This is a genomic window from Rhodopseudomonas sp. RCAM05734, assembly GCF_052658035.1.
The window spans coordinates 3857293-3879666 of the sequence record NZ_CP199742.1; the positions used below are offsets into that span (position 1 = coordinate 3857293).

Genomic DNA, 22374 nt, shown 5'->3' on the forward strand with positions numbered 1-22374 from the left:
CGGGAAATCCCATTGAGGGGCTCCATGCATCCTGCCAGCATCACCAGCGGCCGTAGTGCGCGACGACGCCGCGAAAAAGCGCGTCCCGCTCGGCACCAAGATGTGTCCCGCTGGCGTCACCGGCCGCGTCCTTGCCAACGGCGGTGTGCACCATCACCAGCTTCAACGCCGGATCGACGTAGATCGCCTGTCCATAGACACCTTGCAGGACGAAGCGACGGTGGCTGCCGGGAAGCAACCAGACCTGAAAGCCGTAACCGTAATACGTGTTATCGTGCCAACGCATCTCGCCCGGACGAAATGCGGACGGCTGACGTGAGGCATCCGTCATATCAAGAAGATGCTCGGCCGATACGACGCGACGGCCAGACACCAGGCCATCATTGGCCAGCATCGATCCGAGACGGGCGTAGTCGCGCACGGTTGCGTTGAAATCACCTTGTGCAACCTCGGCTTGGTCGGCGGGATTCAGCATCCAGGTTGCCGTCGCCTGTGCGCCGATAGGCTGCCATATCTTTTCGTCGAGATAGTCGCACATCGTCCTGCGTGTTGCACCTCGCAGAACAAGACCGAGAACCTGGGTCTGGGCCCCGGCATAATTGAAGTGTGTGCCCTCCGGATCGATGCGCTCCGTAATGCTCTTGGCGGCAGCGATATTGCCCCGTCGACGCGTGATCCGGTTGTATTTTGCGCGGTCATCATCAGGGGTATAGTTCTCGACGTACTTGGCCCCCGACGCCATGCGCATCAGATTGACGATCTTCGTATTGCCAAACAACGTACCGGCGAGTTCGGGAACATATGTCGCGGCGGTATCGTCAAATGAGCGTATCAGCCCGTCTTCAAGTGCTTTGACCAACCCAAGCGCGGTGATCGTCTTGGCCATGGAATTCGACAGCATCCGCATGTCGGGCTTGCGATCGTAGTTATAGTTCTCGGCGACAATCTGTCCGTCGTGCAATACCAGCACCGCCGTGGCGCGTTGGCGGTGCATATAGTCGTCTAACGTAAATGCCGTGCCGCGAAAGCTGTAGCTGAAATTGATCGGCGTTCCCGTCGGGAACGGCAGGGGGACTTGCGCCGGAGCAAGCGTGCAGAATGGGCCGAGCGTGTCGAGCGCGCTGAAGGAGCCGACGCGGTACCGATCCTGACGGCTTTCATCGATGGCCGGAGCGACGGGATAACCCGCGGCCTTGCCCAGAATGCTCTCCTCGGGAGCGGCGATGGAGCAACGCACGCCTGAAAGCAAGAGGAGCGACGCCGTGGCAAACATGATCCGCATGCAGGCGGAAAAAGCCGACATCTGGCGGCACTTTTTGCTCCATGTCATGCGCCACTTTCTATTTTCGCTTTCAACAACGCCTTGATCGTCTGCGGCATCACCGGCAGCCGCGTGATGGCGCCGGGCATGCCCAGGGCGTTGTCGATGGCGGAGGCGATGGCGGCGCCCACCGCGTTGGCGCCACCTTCGCCGGCGCCTTTCAGGCCCATGGGATTGAGGGGGCTCGGCGCATCTTCGGTGATGATGACCTCCACATCGGGCACTTCGCGTGACGTCGGCATCAGGTAGTCGGCGAAGGTCACGGACAGTGGTTCGCCACGGTCGTCATAGGCGAATTCCTCATACAGCGCACCGCCGATGCCTTGCGCCACGCCGCCTACGATCTGCCCATTCACCAGCATGGGATTGACCGCCTTGCCGATGTCATAGGCGACCAGATAGCGCTCGATGGCGACGGCGCCGGTGTCGGCAGCGAGTTTCACCACTGCGATGTGAACGCCGTAGGGATAGGTCATGTGGCGGGACTCGAACGAGGCTTCGGCTGATAGGCCGGGCTCGTCGTCGCCGAGCAGCTTTGAGCCGGGCGCCAGTGCCGCCGCGATCTGCGCCAGCCTGATCGACGGACCGGCGCTGCCGCCGCTGCGCACGATCAGGCCATCGACGATGTCGAGATCGGCCGCCGGCGACTGCAGCAGTTCGGCGGCGATTGCCAAAATCCTGTCGCGCAATTTGATTGCGGCGAGGCGGGTGGCTTCGCCGGTCATCACGGTGACGCGCGAGGCAAAGGCGCCGAGTCCGCGCGCGATGCGGTTGGTCTGCCCGTGGATGACGTTGATGGCGTCATAACGAACGCCAAGCGTGTCGGCGCAGATCTGTGCCACCACGGTCTCGACGCCCTGGCCGACGGAGGCCGCACCGGTGACCACCTCAACCATGCCGCTGGTATTGACGGTGATGCGCACATCGTCGAACGGGCCAAGCCCGCTCTTCTCCACGAACATCGCCACGCCGGCGCCGATCAGTTCGCCATTGGCGCGACGCTGTTTCTGTTCGGTTTGCAGCGCCGGCCAGCCGATGCCCTCCAGTGCCTTGTCGAGCAGCAGGGGGTAATCGCCGGAGTCCAGCACGATGTCGGTGCCCAGAGTTTCCAGAGCACGCGTCACCGGCATCGCACTCTGTTGGATCAGGTTGCGGCGGCGCACCTCGACGCCGTCGATGCCGACCTTGGCGGCGACGGCATCGAGCAGGCGCTCGCGGACAAAGGTGCTTTCATAGCGGCCGGGTGCGCGATAGGTGCCGCCCGGCGTCTTGTTGGTGAGGCGGATATGGCCGACCGCGCGATAGGCCGGTATGCGATAGGGACCGGGCAGCATCGCCGCGGCAAGATCTGGAACGGTGGCGGCGTGCGTGCGCATGTAGCCGCCCTGGTCGTGGAAGAACTCGTCGTCGATCGCCAAAATGTTGCCGTCGGCATCGATGGCGGCGCGGACATGATGCGTCTGCTGGCGCGAATGGTTGGCCGCGATCAGATGCTCGCGGCGGTCCTCGATCCACTTCACGGGACGCCCGAGGCGCAGCGCCGCGAGGCACACCAGGACATCTTCCGGATAAAGCTCGCCGCGGATACCAAAACCGCCGCCGACGTGCCCCTCGAACAGGTTGACGCGCTCCGGCGCGCGCCCGAGCATCCGCGCGATCGAATCCCGGTTCCAGTGCGGCACTTTTGCTGCGCCGTACATTTCCAGCATGTCGGTGGACGCGACATAGCGGCCGAGCGCGCCGCGGGTTTCCAGCGGCACGCCGGAATGGCGGCCGATGTCCAGCGTCAGTTCGACGCTGGCATAGGCGTCGCGAAACGCGGCATCGACGTCGCCGTAGCCCTTGCGGATGATCGCCGGCTCCGTCGACAAGCCCTGTCGGAAATCGCCGATCGGCCCGTCGGCCTGCAGGATGACCGGCAGTTCCTCGAGCTCCACGACCACTTGCTCGGCGGCGTCCTCTGCCAGATAGGGATCGTCGGCGAACACCACGGCGACGGGATCGCCTACATAGCGCACGCGATCGTTGGCCAGAATGGTCTGGCGATAGGCTTTGAGGCTTTCGATTTTGGTCAGGCGGAAATCGATCGGCGGAATGTCGGCGACATCGGCAAAGACCCAGGCGGCGTGCACGCCGGGGATCGCCAGTGCCGCACTGAGGTCGACCGAGACGATGCGGCCATGGGCATAGGTCGAGCGCACCACGCGCATGTGCAGTTGGTTGGGGAAATTGACGTCGGCGGCGAACAGGCCCTGGCCACGCAGCAGCGGCCCGTCCTCCTTGCGGGCGATGGAGCGCCCGACCAGCTTTTGGCGTGGCGCGTCGGTCACGACTGGCGCATCTCGATGGCGGCGGCGCGCACGGCCTTGATGATGTTCTGATAGCCGGTGCAGCGGCACAGGTTGGATGACAGCACGTCGACAAGGTCGTCGTCGGAGATATCAGGCTCGCGCTCCAGCACGCCCACGGCCAGCATCAGGAAGCCCGGCGTGCAGAAGCCGCATTGCAGGCCATGGTTGTCCATGAAGGCCTTTTGCATCGGGTGCATGGCATCGCCCTTGGCGAGACCCTCGACGGTGCGGATCTCCTTGCCGGCGGCCTGCTCCGCAAACATCAAACAGGATCGCACGGGCTCGCCATTGACCAGCACGGTGCATGCGCCGCAGACGCCATGCTCGCAGCCGATATGGGTGCCGGTCTGGCCGCATTCCTCGCGGATGGCGTCCGCCAGCGTGCGCCGCGACGCCACCGAAATGGCGTGGTCGCGGCCGTTGATACGCAGGGTAATGCTGGATTTTTCGGTCATGGAAGTTTTCCGCTGCTGCGCAGGGCCGCCCGGATCCGTTGCGGCGTGGCCGGCATTTCGTCGATCGACACGCCGAACGGGGCCAGCGCGTCGTTGATGGCTGAGATCACCGCCGCCGGCGCACCGATGGCGCCGCCTTCGCCGAGGCCCTTGGCCTTGGTGATGGTTTCTCCGGTCAGGGTCTCGATGTGGTGCAATTCGATGTCGGGAATCTCATGGGACGTCGGCGGCAGGAAGTCCGCCAGCGTGCTGGTCAGGATGTTGCCGGTCTCGTCGTAGATGATCTCTTCCAGCAGTGCGTTGCCGATGCCCTGCGCCACGCCGCCCTGCACCTGGCCGTCGGCGATCATCGGATTGATGATCAGGCCGGCGTCTTCGGCGACGAGAAACTTCTTCATCTCGACCTTGCCGGTGGCGATATCGACCTCGACGATGGCGACGTGGCAGGCATTGGAGAAGGTACCGGGCGGATCATAGCTGGCGCTTTCGCTGAGGCCGGGTTCGATCTCGCCCTTGAACATGAAGGTCTGGTGATAGGCGGCGCGCGCCATGGCCGCGATGCTGATCGAGCGGTCGGTACCCGCCACCTGGGCCGCGCCGTCCTTCAGCACGATATCGTCGGGTGCAGCTTCCAGCATGTGGCTGGCGATCTTGATCAGCTTGGTGCGCACCTTTTGCGCTGCCAGCATACTGGCGCCCCCGGATAGCACCAGCGAGCGGCTGGCGAAAGTGCCCCAGCCATAGGCGATGCGGTCGGTGTCGCCGTGCACGATCTTGACGACCCCGGGATCGACGCCGATCTGGTCGGCAATGACCTGCGCCAGCGTGGTGCGCAGGCCCTGGCCGTGTGGCGACGAGCCGATCCGCGCCTCGACGAAGCCTGAGGGATCGACGGTGAGATGCACCGTCTCCCAGCCCGGCGAGATGTCCATGCCGCGGGCCGCGAAGGCGGGGCTGCCATAGCCGGTGCGCTCGGAAAAGGTGGCGATGCCGATGCCGAGATAGCGGCCGCTGTCGCGCGCCGCCTTTTGCCTGATACGGAAGCCCGCGAGGTCGATGGCCTTGATGGCCATCTCCATGGTCTCCTTGTAGGTGCCATCGTCGAAGACGAGACCGGTGGCGGAGGTGTAGGGGAACTTGTCGATCAGGTTGCGGCGGCGCAGTTCGGTGGGCTCACAGCCGAAGAAGGCTGCGGCCTTGTCCATCAGCCGTTCCAGCACGAAGGTGATCACCGGGCGCGACACGCCGCGATACGGCGCCATCGGGCAGGTGTGGGTCACGACGCCCCTGGCGCGGCAATCATAGGCGCGCACGTCATAGGGGCCTGGCAATTCGGCCAGCGCCATCAGCGGCTCGACGCCGCAAGTGGTGGGGAAGCAGGAATAGGCGCCGACATTGGCGACGATGTCACCTTTCAACGCCAGCAATTTGCCGTTGGCGTCGAAGGCGCCTTCGACCAGGGCATGCTGGTCGCGGCTGTGGAAGGAGGCGATCAGGTTTTCGCGGCGGTCTTCGGTCCACGCCACCGAGCTGCGCAGTTTGCGCGCCAGCCAGACCAGCAGCACATATTCCGGTCCCAGCGACATCTTCTGACCGAAGCCTCCGCCGACATCGGGCGCGATAACCCGCAGGTCGGATTCCGGCATGCCGAGGATATCGGCGATGGCCGTGCGCGTCATGTGCGGCATCTGCACGGTGCATGTCAGCGTCACCCGGCCGGTGGAGAGGTCATAAGCGGCGTGGCCGGCGCGAGCCTCCATCGGCGTGGCGTTCTGGCGGCGCGAGCGCGCGTCGACGCGGATGACGGTGTGCGCGGCCTTCCACACCTCGTCGAAACCAGGCGTGGCAATGCGGCCCTCGACAACGACGTTGCCTGCGGCCTCGGCATGGACTAGAGGCGCGCCGTCGCGCAACGCATCGATGCAATCGACCAGAGGGGCGGTCTCGGAGACGGCGACTTCGACCTGGTCGGCGAGATCCTCGGCGAGGTCCTTGCTGGCGGCATAGACGGCGGCCACCGGCTCGCCGGTGAAGCGCACCACGCCCTCGGCGAGGATCGGCTGTCCGACCGCCACGTAGTTGAATTTGCTGAGGCCGGGTCGGATCTGCTTCAGCGCGGTAAGGTCGGCAGCAGTGACAATCGTCGCGCCGTCGGGCGCGCTGATGCCGTCGATGCGGCCGGCAGCGACGCTGCTGCGGACGATACGCATCCAGTGAACCGCCGGCAGGTCGGCGGTGAAGCGGCCTTGCCCAGTGACGAGGGCGGGATCCTCGACCCGGCGGATCGAGCGCCCGACCCAGGTGGTGCCGGAGCCCTTCACCGGCGCGGTCATTGCGCGGATCGGTCCAGCGCGCGCCGGGTCACGGCAACGACGAGATCGCGGCGATACTCCGCTGACGTCTGGATATCCTCGAGCGGATCGACGGCGACGGCGGCGATTGAAGCGGCAGCGGCGAAGACGTCCGCGTCGGGCTTTTGTCCGTTCAGCGCGGCCTCGGCCTCGGGAATGCGGCGGGCGCGGTCCTCGGCGCCGCCGATGCCGACGCGCACATCGGCCATTACGCCGTCGACGATGCGATAGGTGACGAGTGCCGCGGCCATGGCAAAATCGCCGGCGCGGCGGTTGAATTCGTAGAACCCGAACCGGGTGTCGGCGGGCAGCAGCGGCAACCGCGCTTCGGCCAGAAACTCATCCTCGGCAAGCGATGTCGACATGATGCCTTCGAGGAAATTGACGACCTCGACGATGCGCTCGCCGCGCACGCTCTTGACCACGAGTTGCGCGCCGAGCGTCGCCGCCACCAGGCACCACTCGGAGGCCGGATCGGCATGCGCGAGGCTGCCGCAGAAAGTGCCGCGCATGCGAATCGGATAATGCGCGATGTGCTTGACCACATAGGCCAGCAGGTGGCCGAGCACTCCGTCGACCACCGGCTTGTGGAACGCGCCGTGGCGCACCCGCGCGCCGATCGACAGCATGTCGCCGTCGACCGCGAGACGATCGAGGCCTTCGACCTCGTTGATGTCGATCAGGTGGGCGGGCCGCGCCATCCGGAACGCCATGATCGGCACCAGGCTCTGGCCGCCGGCGAGAATGCGGCCATCGAGCGGGGCATACTCAGCCAGCGCCTGGACGACCTCGTCGACGGTGCGCGGAACGTGGCGGGTAAAGGCGGCCGGTTTCATCGGATAACCCAGGAGGAGGGAGGGTCAAATTCACTTGTATGCTAACAATCGGTCCGGCGATGTCAATCTGGCTGCTGGCGCAAAACCATGCCTTTGCTGCCTGCGTTGGCGGCGTTTCCGGCGCCGTTGGCAAGGCCGGTCCGATACGCCGACGCTGGTCAAGAAGCACGGCCTCCAGCGGAGGAGACCAATTCGAACTCTGCGATGGATCACAGCAACGCGCGCTATCCCTGAACGCGATGGGGCCGTTCGTCCCCGGCCAGTCCACTGTGGTTCAGGGCGCCATGATGCCAGCAGGGGGCCGATCTCGACGTCGTTGGCGGCGACCATATGGACGCCCGGGTTCAGGCAGGGGCGAACTTCCGGCCCGGAGGTCACGACCGCGTCCCTCAAGGCAACGCGTTGCACAGTGCCGGCCTGGCTGCGCTCATGCCAGCCCTTGATCTTTTGCAGATCGATGCGATGGCACGCAGAGACCTGCGGACAACGACGAACTTGTAGTTCGCTGGCCCCGGCCGCAATGCCGCCTTGGCTGTCCTCGCCGCCGTGCTGCCACGTCCCGGCAGTTCGCGATCGACGATCACCACGTCGAGCCCCTGGCGGGTGAGTTGCTCGGCCATCAAGGATCCCGTGATGCCGCAGCCGACGATGAGCACGTCGCATCGAATGTCCTCGGTCACTGGCCGCCGGATAGCGCGGGCACCCCCTGCAAACCACGGCGAGCATCCCCCGCGCAGGTCCGCCTGCTCGGTACTGTCGGAATCGAAGGTCTGAATGGGAGCACCTGAAGGCTCGAATGACAACGAGATGAATACGAACTGAACTAAAATTGAATTAGAAACCCACCGTTTCGCAAGGGCGGCCGCCCGTTGTGGCTTCATCGGCCGCATGGTTTCCGGCATTCGCATGCTGCGCGCCCATGTCTTCCGTCAACCAGCCACGCATCGATCCGCGGCGTCGCAGGTCCAATCCGACACCGCGGGGTAGCGAACGGGACGATAGTTTGCGCAGGCTGGTACGCTCGAACATGGGGCTTCTGCTCTGAATTCGCATGATAATTTCCAGCGTCGCCTTAGGTTCCGTGCAATGCTGCCGTCCGTCGCCTTAATGTCTCCGTTGATACACAAATCGCTGCGGCGCAGGCACAACATGGATGACTTGTGCACAACCTCCGTCGTTGCATCGCCGGCGAATGATGCAGATCAACGTCGCGATCCGTCGGCGTTGCTAAAGGGGCAGCGGTACTCTCCCAGAAACGGACCAAGATCATGAAAATGAAAGCAGCGGTTTTCGTTGAACCCGGACGTATCGTTCTCGAGGACAAGCCAATTCCCGATATCGGTCCGCTGGACGCGCTGGTGCGGATCACGACCACCACGATCTGCGGCACCGACATTCACATCCTGAAGGGCGAGTATCCGGTCGAACGCGGTCTCACCATCGGCCATGAACCGGTGGGCGTGATCGAGAAACTAGGCTCCGCCGTGCAGGGCTATCGTGAAGGCCAGCGGGTGATCGCTGGCGCTATCACGCCGAGCGGCTACAGCAATGCCTGCCTGTGCGGTTGCCTCAGCCAGGACGGTGCCGGCACCAAGCATGGCTTCAAGGCGATCGGAGGCTGGAAGTTCGGCAACACCATCGACGGCTGCCAGGCCGAATATGTCCGGGTGCCGGATGCCATGGCCAATCTGGCGGCTGTGCCCGACGGCCTGACCGACGAGCAGGTGCTGATGTGCCCGGACATCATGTCGACGGGCTTCAGCGGTGCAGAGAGCGGCAAAGTGCGTATTGGCGACACCGTTGCGATCTTCGCGCAGGGACCGATCGGACTCTGCGCCACCGCGGGCGCACGGCTGTCCGGCGCCACCACCATCATTTCGGTCGACGGACTGGCATCGCGCATGAGCGTCTCGCGCCTGCTCGGTGCCGATCACTGTGTGGATTTCACCAAGGTCGATCCGGTCGAGGAGATCATGCGCCTCACCGACGGGCGCGGCGTCGACGTGGCGATCGAGGCGCTCGGCACCCAGGCCACCTTCGCGGCGGCGCTGCGCGTGCTGCGGCCGGGGGGCACGCTGTCGAGTCTCGGTGTCTATTCCTCCGACCTGACGATTCCGCTGTCGGCCTTTGCCGCAGGCCTTGCAGACACCACCATCGTGACGACGCTGTGCCCCGGCGGCAAGGAGCGCATGCGCCGGCTGATGTCGGCGATCGAGATCCGGCCGCGTCGATCTCAAGCCGCTGGTCACCCACCGCTTCAAGCTCGACGACATCGAGGCCGCCTACGACCTGTTCGGCCACCAGCGCGATGGCGTGCTGAAGGTGGCGATTACGCCCTGAGGGTGCGCCATTCACCTCCGCGGTGAAATCGCAGATCCATCAATGGCGATCGATCGGCCTGGCGCGACCGGGCCGCTTGCGGCGACTTTCCAACGCCGCCGGTCCGCCTCCCGTCCCTCGAAAGCCGGACGAAATCCCCGTCATATCAGGGGCTTGTCTGGCGCGTGGACAGGTCGAGGCGCGGAGACTAAGAGAGGGCCAAATCGCTTGAGGGCAAGCTTCATGAGTCTGCCGGCGCCTGCCGGATTCCCGGGCTTGGCGCCTCATCACCCGCTCAAAGGACGTCGCGACGTGGACAACAAGACCGCAGCTTTACCCCAGCTCTCGCTGTCGAAAGACAAGATCCGCGTCCTGCTGCTCGAGGGGGTCAACGACAGTGCCGTGCAGATGATCGAGACCGCCGGCTATTCCAACCTGACGCGGTTGCCCAAGGCGCTGGATGGCGAAGCACTGAAGGAGGCCATCAAGGGCGTGCACCTCCTCGGCATCCGGTCGCGCACCCAGATCACCCCTGAGATTCTCGAAGCGGCGGACCGGCTGATCGCCATCGGCTGCTTCAGCGTCGGCACCAACCAGGTCGATCTCGACGCAACCCGCCAGAACGGCATTCCGGTTTTCAATGCGCCGTTTTCCAACACCCGCAGTGTGGCGGAACTGGTGATCGGCGAAATCGTCATGCTGTTCCGCCGAGTCATCGCGCGCTCCAATGCGGCGCATGAGGGGCGTTGGGACAAGTCCGCCAATGACAGCCTCGAAGTGCGAGGCAAGACGCTCGGCATCATCGGCTACGGCAATATCGGCTCGCAGCTGTCCAATCTCGCCGAAGCGCTGGGCATGCGAGTGATCTTCTACGATCACACCGACAAGCTGCGCCATGGCAACACCGAGCCGGTTGGCAGCCTGCAGGAGTTGCTGAGCCAGAGCGATGTGGTGACCCTGCATGTGCCGGAGACACCGGCCACCTACAACATGATCGGCCGCGATGAATTCGCGGCCATGAAGCAGGGCGCCTATTTCATCAACAACAGCCGCGGCACCGTGGTCGATCTCGACGCGCTGGCCGAGGCGTTGAAGGCGGACAAGCTGCGCGGAGCGGCGGTCGACGTGTTTCCGGTCGAGCCGGGCTCCAATGCCGAGCGCTTCGTCTCGCCGTTGCAGGGATTGTCGAACGTTATCCTGACGCCGCACATCGGCGGTTCGACCGAGGAAGCGCAGGAGCGCATCGGCGCTGAGGTCGCGCGCAAGCTGATCGACTACAGCGATTCCGGCTCGACCGTCGGCGCAGTGAATTTCCCGCAGGTGCAACTGCCGCCACGTCCGCAGGGCACCCGCTTCATCCAGGTCCAGCGCAACGTGCCCGGTATGCTCGGGCGCCTCAACGAGGTGCTGGCCCGCCACGCCGTCAATATCGCCGCGCAGTATTACGAAACCCACGCCGATGTCGGCTATGTCGTGCTTGATGCCGACACCTCGGCGGCGGACAGCCAGGGCGTACTGGAAGATATCCGGGAGCTGGAAGGTACTATCCGCGCGCGGCTGCTTTACGAATACAGAACCTGAGCGCCGCGCCGAACGTACGATTCGTGTGGTGTCGTGGGCGCTCGGCGCGTCAGGAAATGCCCTTGATCTTTCGGCAAGACGTCGCAGAACCCGATGTGGTTCGGATGATGTCGACCAAAGACTTCAACTGGGAAATTTCCTTGCGGTTCAGGAACCGCAACGTGGCTCGCGGGTAGCTGTTGCAAAATTGCGAGAGCGTCGCCGCTGTTGCCGAAATACTGTCTTTCTTCGGGGCTATGGCGATACCCCCATCCTTCAGGATGTAGGCGTCTTTGACATTCGCCATGGCCGACGTCGCCAGGCATGTCTTGAACAGGTCCTCATAGGCTTGCGGAGGCATGGGCAGGTCGCCGGCCATGCCGCCGAGCAGATATTCCCGGCTCTTGCCGCAGTTCTCGGCCTTGGCGCCGACCGTCGCAAGCGCCAGGAATAGCAGGATGAAAGTGGCGCATCTCATGCGGATATCGCCGCAGCGTCGAGTTGCTGTGCCGGCATACGAGTCCAGTTCCGTGCCTCGTTGTGTGCGAGCCCGTAGGTCTCGGCGGCGCAGCGCTCCCAGGAAAGCGTGCGCGCATGGGCGAGGGCGCCGGCCCCCAGCGCCGCCCGAATGCTGCCATCCTGCGCCAGCCACGCAATGGCGCCGGCAATCGCCATCACGTTCGGCGCGAGCAGCAGTCCGCTTTCGTCCGCGACAACCGCGTCGGACACGCCCCCGATCGCCGTTGCGACGCTCGGAAGCCCGCACGCGCCGGCCTCCAGATATACCAGGCCGAAGCCCTCCACGCGCCCGGACAGATCCAGGGCGCCTGTCAGGCAAAAAAGTCGGCCGCGTTGTAGATGTCCCGAATGGCCTCGTTCGGAAGTGCGCCGAGCATGCGAACGTCGCCATCCGATACGTCGATGATACGCCGCAATCCGTTGACGTAGTCGGATTCACCCTCCGGGCCGATCACCAGCCAAGTGATCCGTCGACGTAAATCGTCCGGAAGCGAATTCAACGCCGACAGCGTCAGATGGTGTCCTTTGCGGCGTGTGATCCGGGCCACGGTGACGATGACGATGCGATCTTCCGCGAGGCCGTACGCCTTGCGCGTGTCGGCGCGGCTCTTTCCCTGGCCAAACCAGAAATCGGATACGCCGAGCGGCACGTCCTTGACCTGGCGCGACTGCGCGGGGAACTTTTCCCTGAACAGATCCCGCGTGTAGCGGCTGTTGGCGACGATTTCGGTCCGCTGACCGAATGCGCGCGTGGTCCGAATTGCAAGGCGCTTGAGCGGCGTCTGGACTTCATTGATTTCGGTGCCGTGGACCGTCATCAGCAGCCGTGCCTTTGTCAGCCGTCGTGACAGGGCGACAGGGATGAAAAACGGCCAATCGGCGCCGTGAATGACGTCGTAATTCTCGCGGCGGACGAACTGCCGGGCCAGCCCTATTTTCGCGGTCAGGTCGCGCGACGAATGCAGGCCTCCCTGGAAGCGTTCAACCGCAAACGTCAGCGCCTCGTCTTCGTTGGCAGTGTTCTTGCCGTAGGCGGGCGCCACGACCGTGACCTGCGCACCAAGTGCGGTCGCGGCCGTGGCCATCTCGCGCGCATAAGTGCCGATCCCGCCCTGTGCGGGGGCGAACTCACTGGTGAGCATCAGAATGTTCAAGTGGTGACCTCTGCCGTTTACAACGCCGCTATCATGAAGCGCGAGTTCTGGATCTCCTTGTGATAGCGGTAGACGCGGGCCAGCTGCGTGTTCGGCGTGAAATCGGCGATCGACTCCGCGATGGTCGCCGGAGTCATGTGGCCTGCGTCGACAGCGTCGTGGATATCGACGAACCGTTGCGCGAGCGCTTCGGCCATGTCATCGGCTGTCCCGTGGCGGGGCACGAGATAGCCGCTCACGCCGTCGTGGATTACCGGTTCGAGCTGCGGCAGATGCACGGCGACCACCGGACGCCCGACGGCGAGGATCTCCAGGACGCACCTTGGCATTCCCTCGAACTCGGACGTCAGAATTCCGGCATGGGCAGATGCAAGCGTCGCCGCCATGCCTGCGGCGTCCTTGAAGCCGTGCCGCACGGTGATGTCTTCGATCGCCGCGAATTCAGCGAAGCGGTGAGGGTCGCTAGTGCCGATGTAGTGAAATTCCACACCGTCTTTCAAGCGCGATCGCAAGCGATCGATAGCCTTGAACATCAGCGGCGGATCCTTGAACTCGTCGAGACGCCCGGCAAAGACGATCCGAAACGGCGACGAGCTGGCGGGGAAGGGCTGTGGCTTGAAGATGTCGGTATTCACCCAGGTCCAGAGCGTGTCGATCTTCTGACGCCTGCTTGGATAGGTCTTCTGAAGGCGTTCGGTGATGAACGGGTTGACGCAGAGAAATCGCTCGCTCATCGTGACAGCGAAGCGCTCGCCCACGTTGTGGACGAACGAATACTTTCTCAACAGCGAATCCATCTGCATCTTCGGCGCGCCTTCGCCATGCAGCATCTGAACGAAAGGCCGGCGCAACAGCGTCGGCAGCCATGAGAATTCGACGCGGCGCAGATCGATCGAGCAGCGCCTTGCGCGAATGACCTTGGCGATGGTGCCGAAATGGCGAACCAACGCGACGAAAAACTGCCCGGTCAGGGATGAGCGAATGGTGCGCGCAGCCTCGCGCGCCTGATCGTCGGAATAGTGCAGGATCGGAAGAAAATCGAATGACCTGCCGCGGAAGGTGAGTTTATGAATCTCCCCGAGCTTCAGATCGCCGATCGAATCGACCCCGACGAACAGCAAGTCGGTGTCGGCCGGGTGGAAGGTGATGAAATCGCGGATGTAGGTCTCAAGTCCGCCGACTTTCTGACCGCGGGGATCGAACGGATGAATGAGACAGATCTGATAGCGCTCCGGCGTATGGCTCACATTTCGCGCCCGCTGTGCCAGCGTCAAAGTCGAAATCATGCTGCGTTCCTCATGCGTGCATTGAAAATCTGCGGAATGCTGCGCGCTACCAACTGCGGAACCGTCCCCAGGCAGCGGGCGTAGCGTGGTCCCAGGCGCCTGGGATTCTGCAGCATGCGCCATGCCCATTCGAGGCCGTACTTCTGGGAGAAGCCGGGCGCGCGGGTCTGCGTGCCCGCGATGAAGTCGAGCGCCGCGCCGATGCACAGCATGCCGGTGCCCGTCAGCTCGTCGAGACAGCGTGCCGCGAACAGCTCCTGTCGCGGAGCACCCAGGGCAACAAAACAGATCCTGGCGCCGGACCGGCGAATCCTGTCGATGGCGACGTCAGCCTCGCCCGAATAAGGGTCGAAGTTGTGACCGGGCGACAGGCATCCAACGACGTCGAGCCCCGGGTATCGTTCGCGCAGGCGTTGCGACGCAGTCGCGAGCGTCGACTCATTCGAGCCGAGCAGGAACACCGGAAGCCGTTTTCGTCCGGCTTCGCGGCAAACCGGCTCCACCAGATCGGCGCCAGTGGTCCGATCCGTGCGCGCGCCAACGAGGCGACTCAAGACAACGATGGGGAAGCCGTCGGCTGTGACAAAACGCGCGCGCCGATAGGCAGAGCGGAATCCCGAATGATGCTGCAGCTTGTCGACGTGATCCAGGTTGAGCGTGCAAACGCTGAAATTGTCGCCGTGTTGCGCTGCTGACACGATGGACGTCACGCCTTCTGGAAGCGAATGAACATTGATGGCGATGCCATCGACGGTGAGGTCGCGTGATTGCTGAGTCTGCTGTTCCACGATGTCGATCTCCGATGATCTGTGATCGATTGCTCGAATGAAAGCCAACACACCTCCGCTGTCGAGCGAAGGCGAACGATGATCGAAGACTCGCTTCGATGATCACGCCATCAAATCGATATATTGCGACGCAACGATGGTGATGCGCATCACAACCGCGCCGCAATGCGAATAGCTCGGGAGCTCACGATGAAAAAAATGTCACGACGACAGGCAATTGCAGTTTTTGCAGGCGCTGCAGCGGCGTCGGGAACACGCTCCGTCGCCGCGCCAGCACAAAGCCTCGGCGCGATAGCAGCTTCAAATGGTTTGGTTTTTGGTGCTGCGGCGGGCCCTGTGATCGACAAGGACGCCGCATATCGCGAACTATACACGACGCATGCACGAATTGTTACAACCGACGTTGCATTGAAAATCGGCACGATCGCCGGGCAACCCGGACCGAAGAGATTCGACAGTGCGGATCGGCTGCTGAAATTTTGCGCGAAAAATAAAATTCCCATGCGCGGTCATTGCCTGATCTGGAACGAGTGGGTTCCGCAATGGATCAGGAACATGAGTACATCGGAGAGACAGGTGTTCTTCGATAGCTATATTGAAGAAGTCGTCGGCCGCTACGCGGGGCAGCTGCAATCGTGGGACATTGTCAACGAGCCGTTCTGGCCGGGCCACAAGGCCCCGGGCGGCTATCGCCTCGGTCCATGGTACGACGCCTTCGGCACCGGTTATGTTCGCCGTGCGTTCGAGCGGGCCGCGATGGCGGACAAGAAGACAAAATTTGTTCTCAATGAAGCGCAGACGGAACGCGACGATGAGGTCGGGCTCGCCGTCCGCGCGGGATTGCTGCGATTGGTCGATGAGCTCAAGGAGGCCGGGGTGCCGTTGCATGCCGTCGGTTTGCAGGGACACCTGCAGCCGCGTTATCCGCATGATCCATCGCGCTTTTCGGATTTCGTTCACGCGCTGGCCGAGCGCAAGGTGGAGATCTACATCACCGAGTTCGACGTTCGTGACGATACGTTCCCGGACGATATCCCGACGCGCGACGCGAAGATCGCGGAGACTGCCGAAAAATTCCTCAACAATGTCTTGCGCGTTCCGGCGGTTAAGGCCGTGATCGCGTGGGAACTCGCCGATAACTATTCCTTCTACACGGATGCCGCGAAGAAGAAGGACCCGCTCGCGCAACGGCTTCCGCGGCCATTGCCCTTCGATTCGGCGATGCAGAAAAAGCCGCTTTGGTACGCAATGGCGCGGGCGTTCCAGAACGTGAAGAAGGCGTGAGGCGGGCCTTGCGTCAGGTGTGCGGCGTTGCTGCGCGTGAGCGCAGCAGCCGCGCCAGCGTGCGCGCGTAAAGCAGCGCCAGAACGACGATATAGATCGCAGCGCCGGCCGCAATATGCAGCGCCAGCATCCCGAAGGAACGCGCTTCCGGCATCCGGTCGAGCACAGCGGCCATTGCGATAGTGGCCGTTGCGATCCGCAGCAGATGCCCGATTGGCAGCGTCAGGCCGAATTTCACGAAGCCGATCGAAAAGCTGACGGTGGCTGCGGCGCTCGCGGCCACCACCGTCGCACCGGCGGCGCCGACGAGCCCCCAGTACCTGATGCAGACGACACTGGAAAAGACGGTCACGGCGGCATCGATCATAGCCACGATGATCATCAGGCGGGTGCGGCTGTGCAGCAGGAAAACCTGGTCGCCGAAGTGTGCGCGCAGATTGCGGATGGAGCCGGCCAGGACGGAGAGCGGGAGCACCGCCAGTGTCACTTGCTGGAATGGCGTGGCGATCAATAGGTGTACGATTTCGTTGCGCAGCATGAAGATGCCGCCGATGCTCGGCGCCAGAACGGCGATGAGCAGCGCACTGTTGTCCGCGAGCTGGCGCATCGCCGCTTTGCTGCCGCCTTGCTCCATGCTTTTGACGGCCAGCGGAAACGCGGCCGCCGTGACCAGCATGGCGGCCACTGCCGCGGCGCGCTGTCCGAGGCCATATCCGACGGCGAACAGGCCGGCTGCTGCCACGCCCCTGAGATCGTTGATGATGAAGCGTGATGCATTGAGGCCGACCCAGCCGAGCCCGCCGCCAATGACAAGCGGGATGCCATAACGCAGCGCGTGATCGATGATCTCCCGGTCGATCGGCCAGAACCGCCGGCCGTGGCCGATCACCGGCAGCACCACGACGGCGGCGATCAACTGCGCAATCGCATAGCCCGCCAGCGGCCATTCCGGAGACTGGCCGAATAGTCTGATCATGGCGAGGCCGACCAGAAAACCGATCACGGGCCCGACGATCTGCTGGATCGAATAGACGCCGATTTGTTGGCGAACGCGGGCGCGCTCGCCGATATAGAGATTGAGCGAACGGGTGATGACATAGGCGACGGTGGCGACGAGCAGCCATGCGGTCGCGTCTGGCGCAATCACCAGGCGGAGCACGCCGACCATGATGACGCTTTGCAGGATGGCCGAGATCAGCAGAATCGCGTTCTCGGTGCGGTAGAACCGCTCGGCGCGATGGGCGTCTTGATATCTTCCGAAGAACCGCAGCGCATATTGCGACCACCAGACGAGGAAGCCGATCTGCAGCAATTCATGGGTCGCGGTCACCAGCGTGACGACGCCCAGCGTGTGCTCGTCGACGACGTGGGTCCAGACGATCATCGCGACCAGCTGGAAGAGCGGTCCGATGATCTGCGCGGGCAGATAAAGCAGGGTCTGTCGCAGCAGCATGCTCAGGCCCCCAACCAATGAGCGAAACGCGACGGAATGAACCGCCGGACCGCAAGCAAGCCGATGACACTGAGGGCCGCCGTTGCGGTGAAGGTAACGGCCGTGTCCGCGACCGGTCCCAGCTGGCGCAGGCCCGTATGATCGCGCAGCAGCATCACGATGAAGATGTGCCAGAGATAGATGAAATAGCTGCCCGAGCCCAACGTCACGAGCTGACGATGCCTGATATTGAGTGCAAGCAGCACGATGCAGAGGAGCGCTGCATAGCCGAAGAACGCCACCGAATCATAGTCGGCGGCGTCGCCGATCTGGAACTGTCGGATCGCAGCATAGATCACGTACAGGACGAACGCGACGGCGATCAGAGGTCGCCGTATCTGCTGGACGTTCGTCCGGACGCCCGGCAGGCCCACCAGCGCACCGAGCGCGGCGAAGCAGAACCAGAATGGAATGTCACGCATGCGGAATTCTTCGACCAGCGAGGGCGACGCACCGAAGTGAAACAGCAGGGGATCGAGATAGCTGCCGGCGATCAGGCCGATTGCAATGGCCAGCAGCAGTATCACGGCCAGTTGCTGGTCGGTGCGAGGTTCATCTTCCGAGCGAGGGCGGAACACCAGCCAGAGCAGAACGGTGCAGCCGGCATACACGAAGACATAATAGTAGACGAAAACATAGGCGAGAAGAAATCGCGCGACAGTGGCAACCGGTCGATGGTCCATCGCCGGATTATGCAGCGCCATATAGAGGTACGCAGCGACGAAGGCGATGGCATAGGGGACCAAGATCGCCTTGAAGCGCCGCGCCAGCGGCACTCGGCCGGACTGCGCCGTCAGGTAGCCGGAGACAAACAGAAAGATCGGCACGCATGGTCGCAGCGCGGCATCAAGCCAAGTCTCCCACGCCGGCGTGAGCGGTTGATGCAGCGAATGGATGCCGATCACCATCAGAATGGCGATGCCACGCATGGTGTCTATTCCGCTGTCGCGGCCGGCGGCCTTGGCCGCTCGGTCGATGGCAAGCATCGCGGAAACCTGCGCCGTTGTCGTCATCGCCGGGTATCCGGGCGTGCGGCCACCGCGACCGGCCTTCGCGTCCCGATACGGCGATCGAAGGCGTCATTCAGGTATCGCCGCATTGGGTTTTCGAACCAGCGCAGCGAAGCAAGGCTGGCGATGGCCAGCACGACAATCGCGACGGGGATCAGCGTCAGCCTGCCGCCGGGCAGATGCGGCGCCAGATCACGCGCGCCAAATGTCAGGACGATGGTTGCGACCGGGATGTGCAGCATGTAACAGGAATAGGTCAGCGACGACCAGCGATCGAAGCCGAATGTCGTCAACAGGGTGTCGCGGCAGGTGCAGTCGCTCTGGATGGCAAGCGTGGCAATGGCATAGATGACAATGAGGTCGGCCATTTCCGGCAGCCAGGAGCCGGCCAGGATGAAGGCCGCGAGCAGCGCGGTCACCGCGCCGGGAATGACGGGCCAGCGTGCGATCTGGTCCCGGAACAGGTAGCAGGCGACACCGAGGTTGAAGGCCGGCAGTGCGCGAAAGGCGCCGCCTTTGTTGATCCAGTCGGCCCACGATCCGGTTCCGGTGGCCGCGGCGTAAGCGCTGTTCGCCAATGCCGGGAGGACGACGAGCGCGATGATCAGCGCCTTGTTCCGCGTTACGGTGATCGCGATGAGCGGAAACAGCACGTAGCAGAACATCTCCGCGGAGAGTGACCAGCTAGGAAAATTGAACGTCAGCCGTGCGCCGTCGATGGCGTGGAGCAACAGCGGCTGGGCCGGCAGGTCGGACAACGGATAACGGGCGGTGTTGTCCGTCCTGGCGATGCCGAAATGCAGCGCCAGCGCGAGGGCGACGTAGAATGCCAGCGTCGCCAGATGCAGCGGATAGATCCGTGCCAGGCGGCGCCACAGGAAACGTCCGATCGACATGGGATCGCCGACGCGGCCGAGATACTGGCTGGCAATGACGAAGCCGGAGACCACGAAGAACAGGTCGACGAACAGGTTGAAGTGCCAGGTGTGAGCGACCATGAACTGGCCGACCTGGGTGTCCTTCACATAGTCGGAGTAGTGCAGGATCACCACGGCGCATGCCGCGATGATCCGCAGCGCGTCAAGGTTTCGTGTGCTGTTGGTATTGTCTTGCAAACAACCGTCCCGGCTCAAATCGTTGAAAGAAGGCGCGATGCCCGTTACGGCGTTTCGCTGCGATAGGAAGGGGCCGCCGAGATCTGCCGCCCTGCGAGCCGGGCGATCATGTCGATCACCGCGTCCCGGTCCGACGCCGCGAGGGCATTCCAGCGCTGTAGGTTCTCACTGGCGAGCATCGCATGCTGCGTGCGCCAGGAAGCATGCGACATCGCGGCGGCGATCTGCGATGCCGCAGCGGCGGGATCGGACGGCGCAATGAAGATTCCGGAGGCGCCGAGGACCTCGCGAAAAACCGGGGCATCGGGCGCGATCACCGGCAGGCCGGCATATTGCGCTTCCAGCAGCGGCAGGCCGAGGCCTTCATCGTGTGACGTGCAGATAAACAGGTCCGCGGCATCGACGATCTCGCGGACGCGTTCGGTGGTCTGATAGCCATGCAGGGTCACGCCGGGACTGGCTTCAAGCATGCGCCAGTCGTCGCCCCATCCCGGCCGCCCGACAATATCCAGCGTCGTGCCGGGAAATCCTTGGGCCCGCAGCGCGCTGACGACTTTGGCTGCCGCGACGAAGTTCTTGCGCGGCTCGACGGTGCCCAGCGACACCAGCCGCAGCGGGCGTGGCTCTGCATCGCGGCCGGGGCGTGAGGCTGATCCGAGGTTGAAGACGTTGCGCACCGGCGGACGATACAACGTGATCTCGACATCCTGCCTGCAATGCGCGGTCAACTTGCGCCTGGTGTCGGCTGAATTGGTCAGGAACCGGGGATAGTGGCGGAGCGCGAGCTTGAATGGCGCCGCCATATAGAGCCGTGCGCGGGCGTTGAGGTCGGCGCGGCGCGACAGCAGGAAGTCGTCGTGGATGTAAGGCAGCACACGGGACGCAAACGGTAGCAGCAGCGGGCTTGGCGGAAAGCCCGGGCACAGCAGGATCGAGGACGACGTTGTCAGCCGCAACGGCAGGCCAAAGGTCTGCGTCGCGACCATTTGCGCCGTGCCGTGCGAGGTCACAGGCGCCACCGCTAGCGGCGCCAGCGCGTCACGACTGAACAGTTCCAGCGTGATGCGCTCGAGCCCGGTGACGTGACGTCCCAGATGGGTGTGGTCGACATAGATCGCCATGCTTGTCCTGATCTCGGCAATTAAGCCGGAATGTGCCGTTGTCCGGCGCGAGGGCGGGAATCTGCTGCGGCTGCGCCCGATCTCGCGCCGTTCGGCAGCAGAAGCGTGATCAGGGCGATGAACTGTGCGAGCTGAATGTTCTTCGACGAAAAGCTGACGGAACTTGCGGCGATCATCAGGATCAGCAGAACGATGGCCCAGGCCGCCGTGCCCGACCGCTTGAGGATCTCGACGAAGAAGCACACCAGGCCGACCGTCAACAAGGCGGTGTGAACGATGCCGAACTGCACGGTGCTGGAGACCCAGAAATTCTCGATGCCGTAGTTCAGGCCGAGCTGTGACTGCAAGGCATTCACCCGGACCGGACTCGGACCGAGGATCAACTCATGCCAGTCGAAGTGCGACAGCAGGTTGAATGTTGCGTAGCGCGCCAGCGTGCTGCCTTTGTCCGATGAGAATCGCAGCAGCATCTTGTCGAAGATGCCGAGATTGAGCGCAGCGAAGATGCCTGCGACGGCGACGAAGAGCAGACACAGTGCGGCAATGGCCCCGAGCAGCGATGTCCGTTTGCCGCGCAGCAGTTTGAAGATCTCGATCAGGGCAAGGCAGCCCAGAACCGCGAGGACCGTCATCAGCGCGGTCCGGCCGCCGAACGCCATCAGCGAGCCCAGGCTGACCGTGATCAGCGGCAGGCGAAGCGCGATCGGCCGACAAAGCGCCGGACGCAGCACCAGGGCCAGCACATAGGCAGCAACGACGCCCGACGCCGTGAGCGGATGGCCGAGAAACGCCGAGGCCCGCCACTCGCCGAGCACGACGACGCTGCCGAGCGTCAGGGGAATCAGCCGATGACCGGAGAAATATTCATAATAGCCAAGCGCGACGTTCAGCAGGATTGTGGCGTGGATCGCCCAGACCAGCAGGCGCTTTTGACGATCCGAGATGCGCCAGATCACAAGGCACAGGATGACGGGCAGCAAGAATGTGTCGATGATGATCGTGAACGGCCGCTCGAGCACGAACATCTGCACCAGCAAAGCGAGCCAGCTGAACAGATAGACCAGCACCAGCCGGGACTGCGACAATGTCCTGTTGATCTCGCCGACCGGATCGCCGTTGCGCACAAGCAGCAGGAGCGACGCCAACACCACGGCGTAGGTTGCAGGGTGCAGCTTCTCGTAGAAACCGCCCCCGTTGGTCAGGTAATGGATTTTCCAGTTGGTCAGCATCGCCGACGACATCGCGAACATGGACACGGCCGCGAGCAACATCAGTGCGGTCACCATCGCATCCACAAGCCGGGTCGCCGCAAACGGGGCGGCACGGGCAGCCGGATCCGGCCGCCGAGGCGCGGTCGCGAAGGGGGGCGGCGATAGACGGTGTTGCCTTGCCCGGCGAAATTGCCCAGGGAC

General features: G+C 63.6%; 16 protein-coding genes and 2 pseudogenes. 3 read left to right on the forward strand and 15 right to left on the reverse strand.

Annotated elements, in window-relative coordinates; translation table 11 throughout:
• Nucleotides 1-40 precede the first annotated feature (40 nt).
• The 6 genes from ACUXVA_RS18175 to ACUXVA_RS18200 all read right to left on the reverse strand — a co-directional run bounded on the left by ACUXVA_RS18175 (nt 41) and on the right by ACUXVA_RS18200 (nt 8216).
• Complete coding sequence (locus ACUXVA_RS18175; protein ID WP_265079052.1) at nt 41-1330, reverse strand: serine hydrolase domain-containing protein; 1290 nt, start codon at nt 1328-1330, stop codon at nt 41-43.
• A complete protein-coding gene (locus ACUXVA_RS18180; protein WP_445487377.1) occupies nt 1327-3651 on the reverse strand; it encodes a xanthine dehydrogenase family protein molybdopterin-binding subunit in 2325 nt (774 codons plus the stop codon). Before ACUXVA_RS18180 ends, ACUXVA_RS18175 begins: the two co-directional genes overlap by 4 nt.
• On the reverse strand, nt 3648-4127 hold the full coding sequence (locus tag ACUXVA_RS18185; RefSeq protein ID WP_445487379.1) for a (2Fe-2S)-binding protein: 480 nt from the start codon (nt 4125-4127) through the stop codon (nt 3648-3650). Before ACUXVA_RS18185 ends, ACUXVA_RS18180 begins: the two co-directional genes overlap by 4 nt.
• Complete coding sequence (locus ACUXVA_RS18190; protein WP_445487381.1) at nt 4124-6460, reverse strand: xanthine dehydrogenase family protein molybdopterin-binding subunit; 2337 nt, start codon at nt 6458-6460, stop codon at nt 4124-4126. Before ACUXVA_RS18190 ends, ACUXVA_RS18185 begins: the two co-directional genes overlap by 4 nt.
• Nucleotides 6457-7314: an FAD binding domain-containing protein gene (locus ACUXVA_RS18195; RefSeq protein ID WP_265079050.1), complete on the reverse strand. Its 858-nt coding sequence runs from the start codon at nt 7312-7314 to the stop codon at nt 6457-6459. The genes ACUXVA_RS18190 and ACUXVA_RS18195 overlap by 4 nt, the downstream gene beginning before the upstream one ends.
• Before the next feature lie 389 nt (nt 7315-7703).
• Nucleotides 7704-8216 carry an FAD-dependent oxidoreductase gene (locus ACUXVA_RS18200; RefSeq protein WP_265079049.1) on the reverse strand — a complete coding sequence of 171 codons (513 nt, stop codon included), beginning with the start codon at nt 8214-8216 and terminating at the stop codon, nt 7704-7706.
• A gap of 363 nt (nt 8217-8579) precedes the next feature.
• On the opposite strand from ACUXVA_RS18200, the pseudogene ACUXVA_RS18205 reads away from it, so the two are divergent.
• Together ACUXVA_RS18205 and serA are read left to right on the forward strand one after the other, a co-directional pair.
• Nucleotides 8580-9654 (forward strand): annotated as a pseudogene (locus tag ACUXVA_RS18205) (NAD(P)-dependent alcohol dehydrogenase).
• Between the two features lie 291 nt (nt 9655-9945).
• Nucleotides 9946-11214, forward strand: coding sequence for a phosphoglycerate dehydrogenase (gene serA, locus ACUXVA_RS18210; RefSeq protein WP_265079048.1), 1269 nt, complete (start codon nt 9946-9948; stop codon nt 11212-11214).
• A 49-nt stretch (nt 11215-11263) separates the two neighbouring features.
• Here serA and ACUXVA_RS18215 read toward each other — a convergent pair whose 3' ends face one another.
• From ACUXVA_RS18215 to ACUXVA_RS18230, 4 genes and pseudogenes are all read right to left on the reverse strand, one after another.
• Nucleotides 11264-11671 carry a hypothetical protein gene (locus tag ACUXVA_RS18215; protein ID WP_265079047.1) on the reverse strand — a complete coding sequence of 136 codons (408 nt, stop codon included), beginning with the start codon at nt 11669-11671 and terminating at the stop codon, nt 11264-11266.
• Nucleotides 11668-12854, reverse strand: a pseudogene (locus ACUXVA_RS18220) (glycosyltransferase family 4 protein). Before ACUXVA_RS18220 ends, ACUXVA_RS18215 begins: the two are co-directional and overlap by 4 nt.
• Nucleotides 12855-12883: 29 nt before the next feature.
• Nucleotides 12884-14152: a glycosyltransferase family 4 protein gene (locus tag ACUXVA_RS18225; RefSeq protein ID WP_445493311.1), complete on the reverse strand. Its 1269-nt coding sequence runs from the start codon at nt 14150-14152 to the stop codon at nt 12884-12886.
• The gene (locus ACUXVA_RS18230) at nt 14149-14940 is read right to left on the reverse strand and encodes a WecB/TagA/CpsF family glycosyltransferase (RefSeq protein ID WP_265079044.1); all 792 of its coding nucleotides are present in this window, start codon (nt 14938-14940) and stop codon (nt 14149-14151) included. Before ACUXVA_RS18230 ends, ACUXVA_RS18225 begins: the two co-directional genes overlap by 4 nt.
• A 189-nt stretch (nt 14941-15129) precedes the next feature.
• On the opposite strand from ACUXVA_RS18230, the gene ACUXVA_RS18235 reads away from it, so the two are divergent.
• Complete coding sequence (locus tag ACUXVA_RS18235) at nt 15130-16224, forward strand: endo-1,4-beta-xylanase (RefSeq protein ID WP_265079043.1); 1095 nt, start codon at nt 15130-15132, stop codon at nt 16222-16224.
• A gap of 13 nt (nt 16225-16237) precedes the next feature.
• Here ACUXVA_RS18235 and ACUXVA_RS18240 read toward each other — a convergent pair whose 3' ends face one another.
• The 5 genes from ACUXVA_RS18240 to ACUXVA_RS18260 are packed head-to-tail and all read right to left on the reverse strand — an operon-like array spanning nt 16238 to nt 22248.
• Nucleotides 16238-17677 carry a lipopolysaccharide biosynthesis protein gene (locus ACUXVA_RS18240; protein WP_445487385.1) on the reverse strand — a complete coding sequence of 480 codons (1440 nt, stop codon included), beginning with the start codon at nt 17675-17677 and terminating at the stop codon, nt 16238-16240.
• Between the two features lie 2 nt (nt 17678-17679).
• Nucleotides 17680-18729, reverse strand: coding sequence for an acyltransferase family protein (locus ACUXVA_RS18245; RefSeq protein WP_265079040.1), 1050 nt, complete (start codon nt 18727-18729; stop codon nt 17680-17682).
• A complete protein-coding gene (locus ACUXVA_RS18250) occupies nt 18726-19841 on the reverse strand; it encodes an acyltransferase family protein (protein WP_445487388.1) in 1116 nt (371 codons plus the stop codon). The genes ACUXVA_RS18245 and ACUXVA_RS18250 overlap by 4 nt, the downstream gene beginning before the upstream one ends.
• Nucleotides 19842-19885: 44 nt before the next feature.
• The gene (locus tag ACUXVA_RS18255; protein ID WP_265079038.1) at nt 19886-20962 is read right to left on the reverse strand and encodes a glycosyltransferase; all 1077 of its coding nucleotides are present in this window, start codon (nt 20960-20962) and stop codon (nt 19886-19888) included.
• Between the two features lie 20 nt (nt 20963-20982).
• The gene (locus tag ACUXVA_RS18260) at nt 20983-22248 is read right to left on the reverse strand and encodes a VpsF family polysaccharide biosynthesis protein (RefSeq protein WP_265079037.1); all 1266 of its coding nucleotides are present in this window, start codon (nt 22246-22248) and stop codon (nt 20983-20985) included.
• Nucleotides 22249-22374 lie beyond the last annotated feature (126 nt).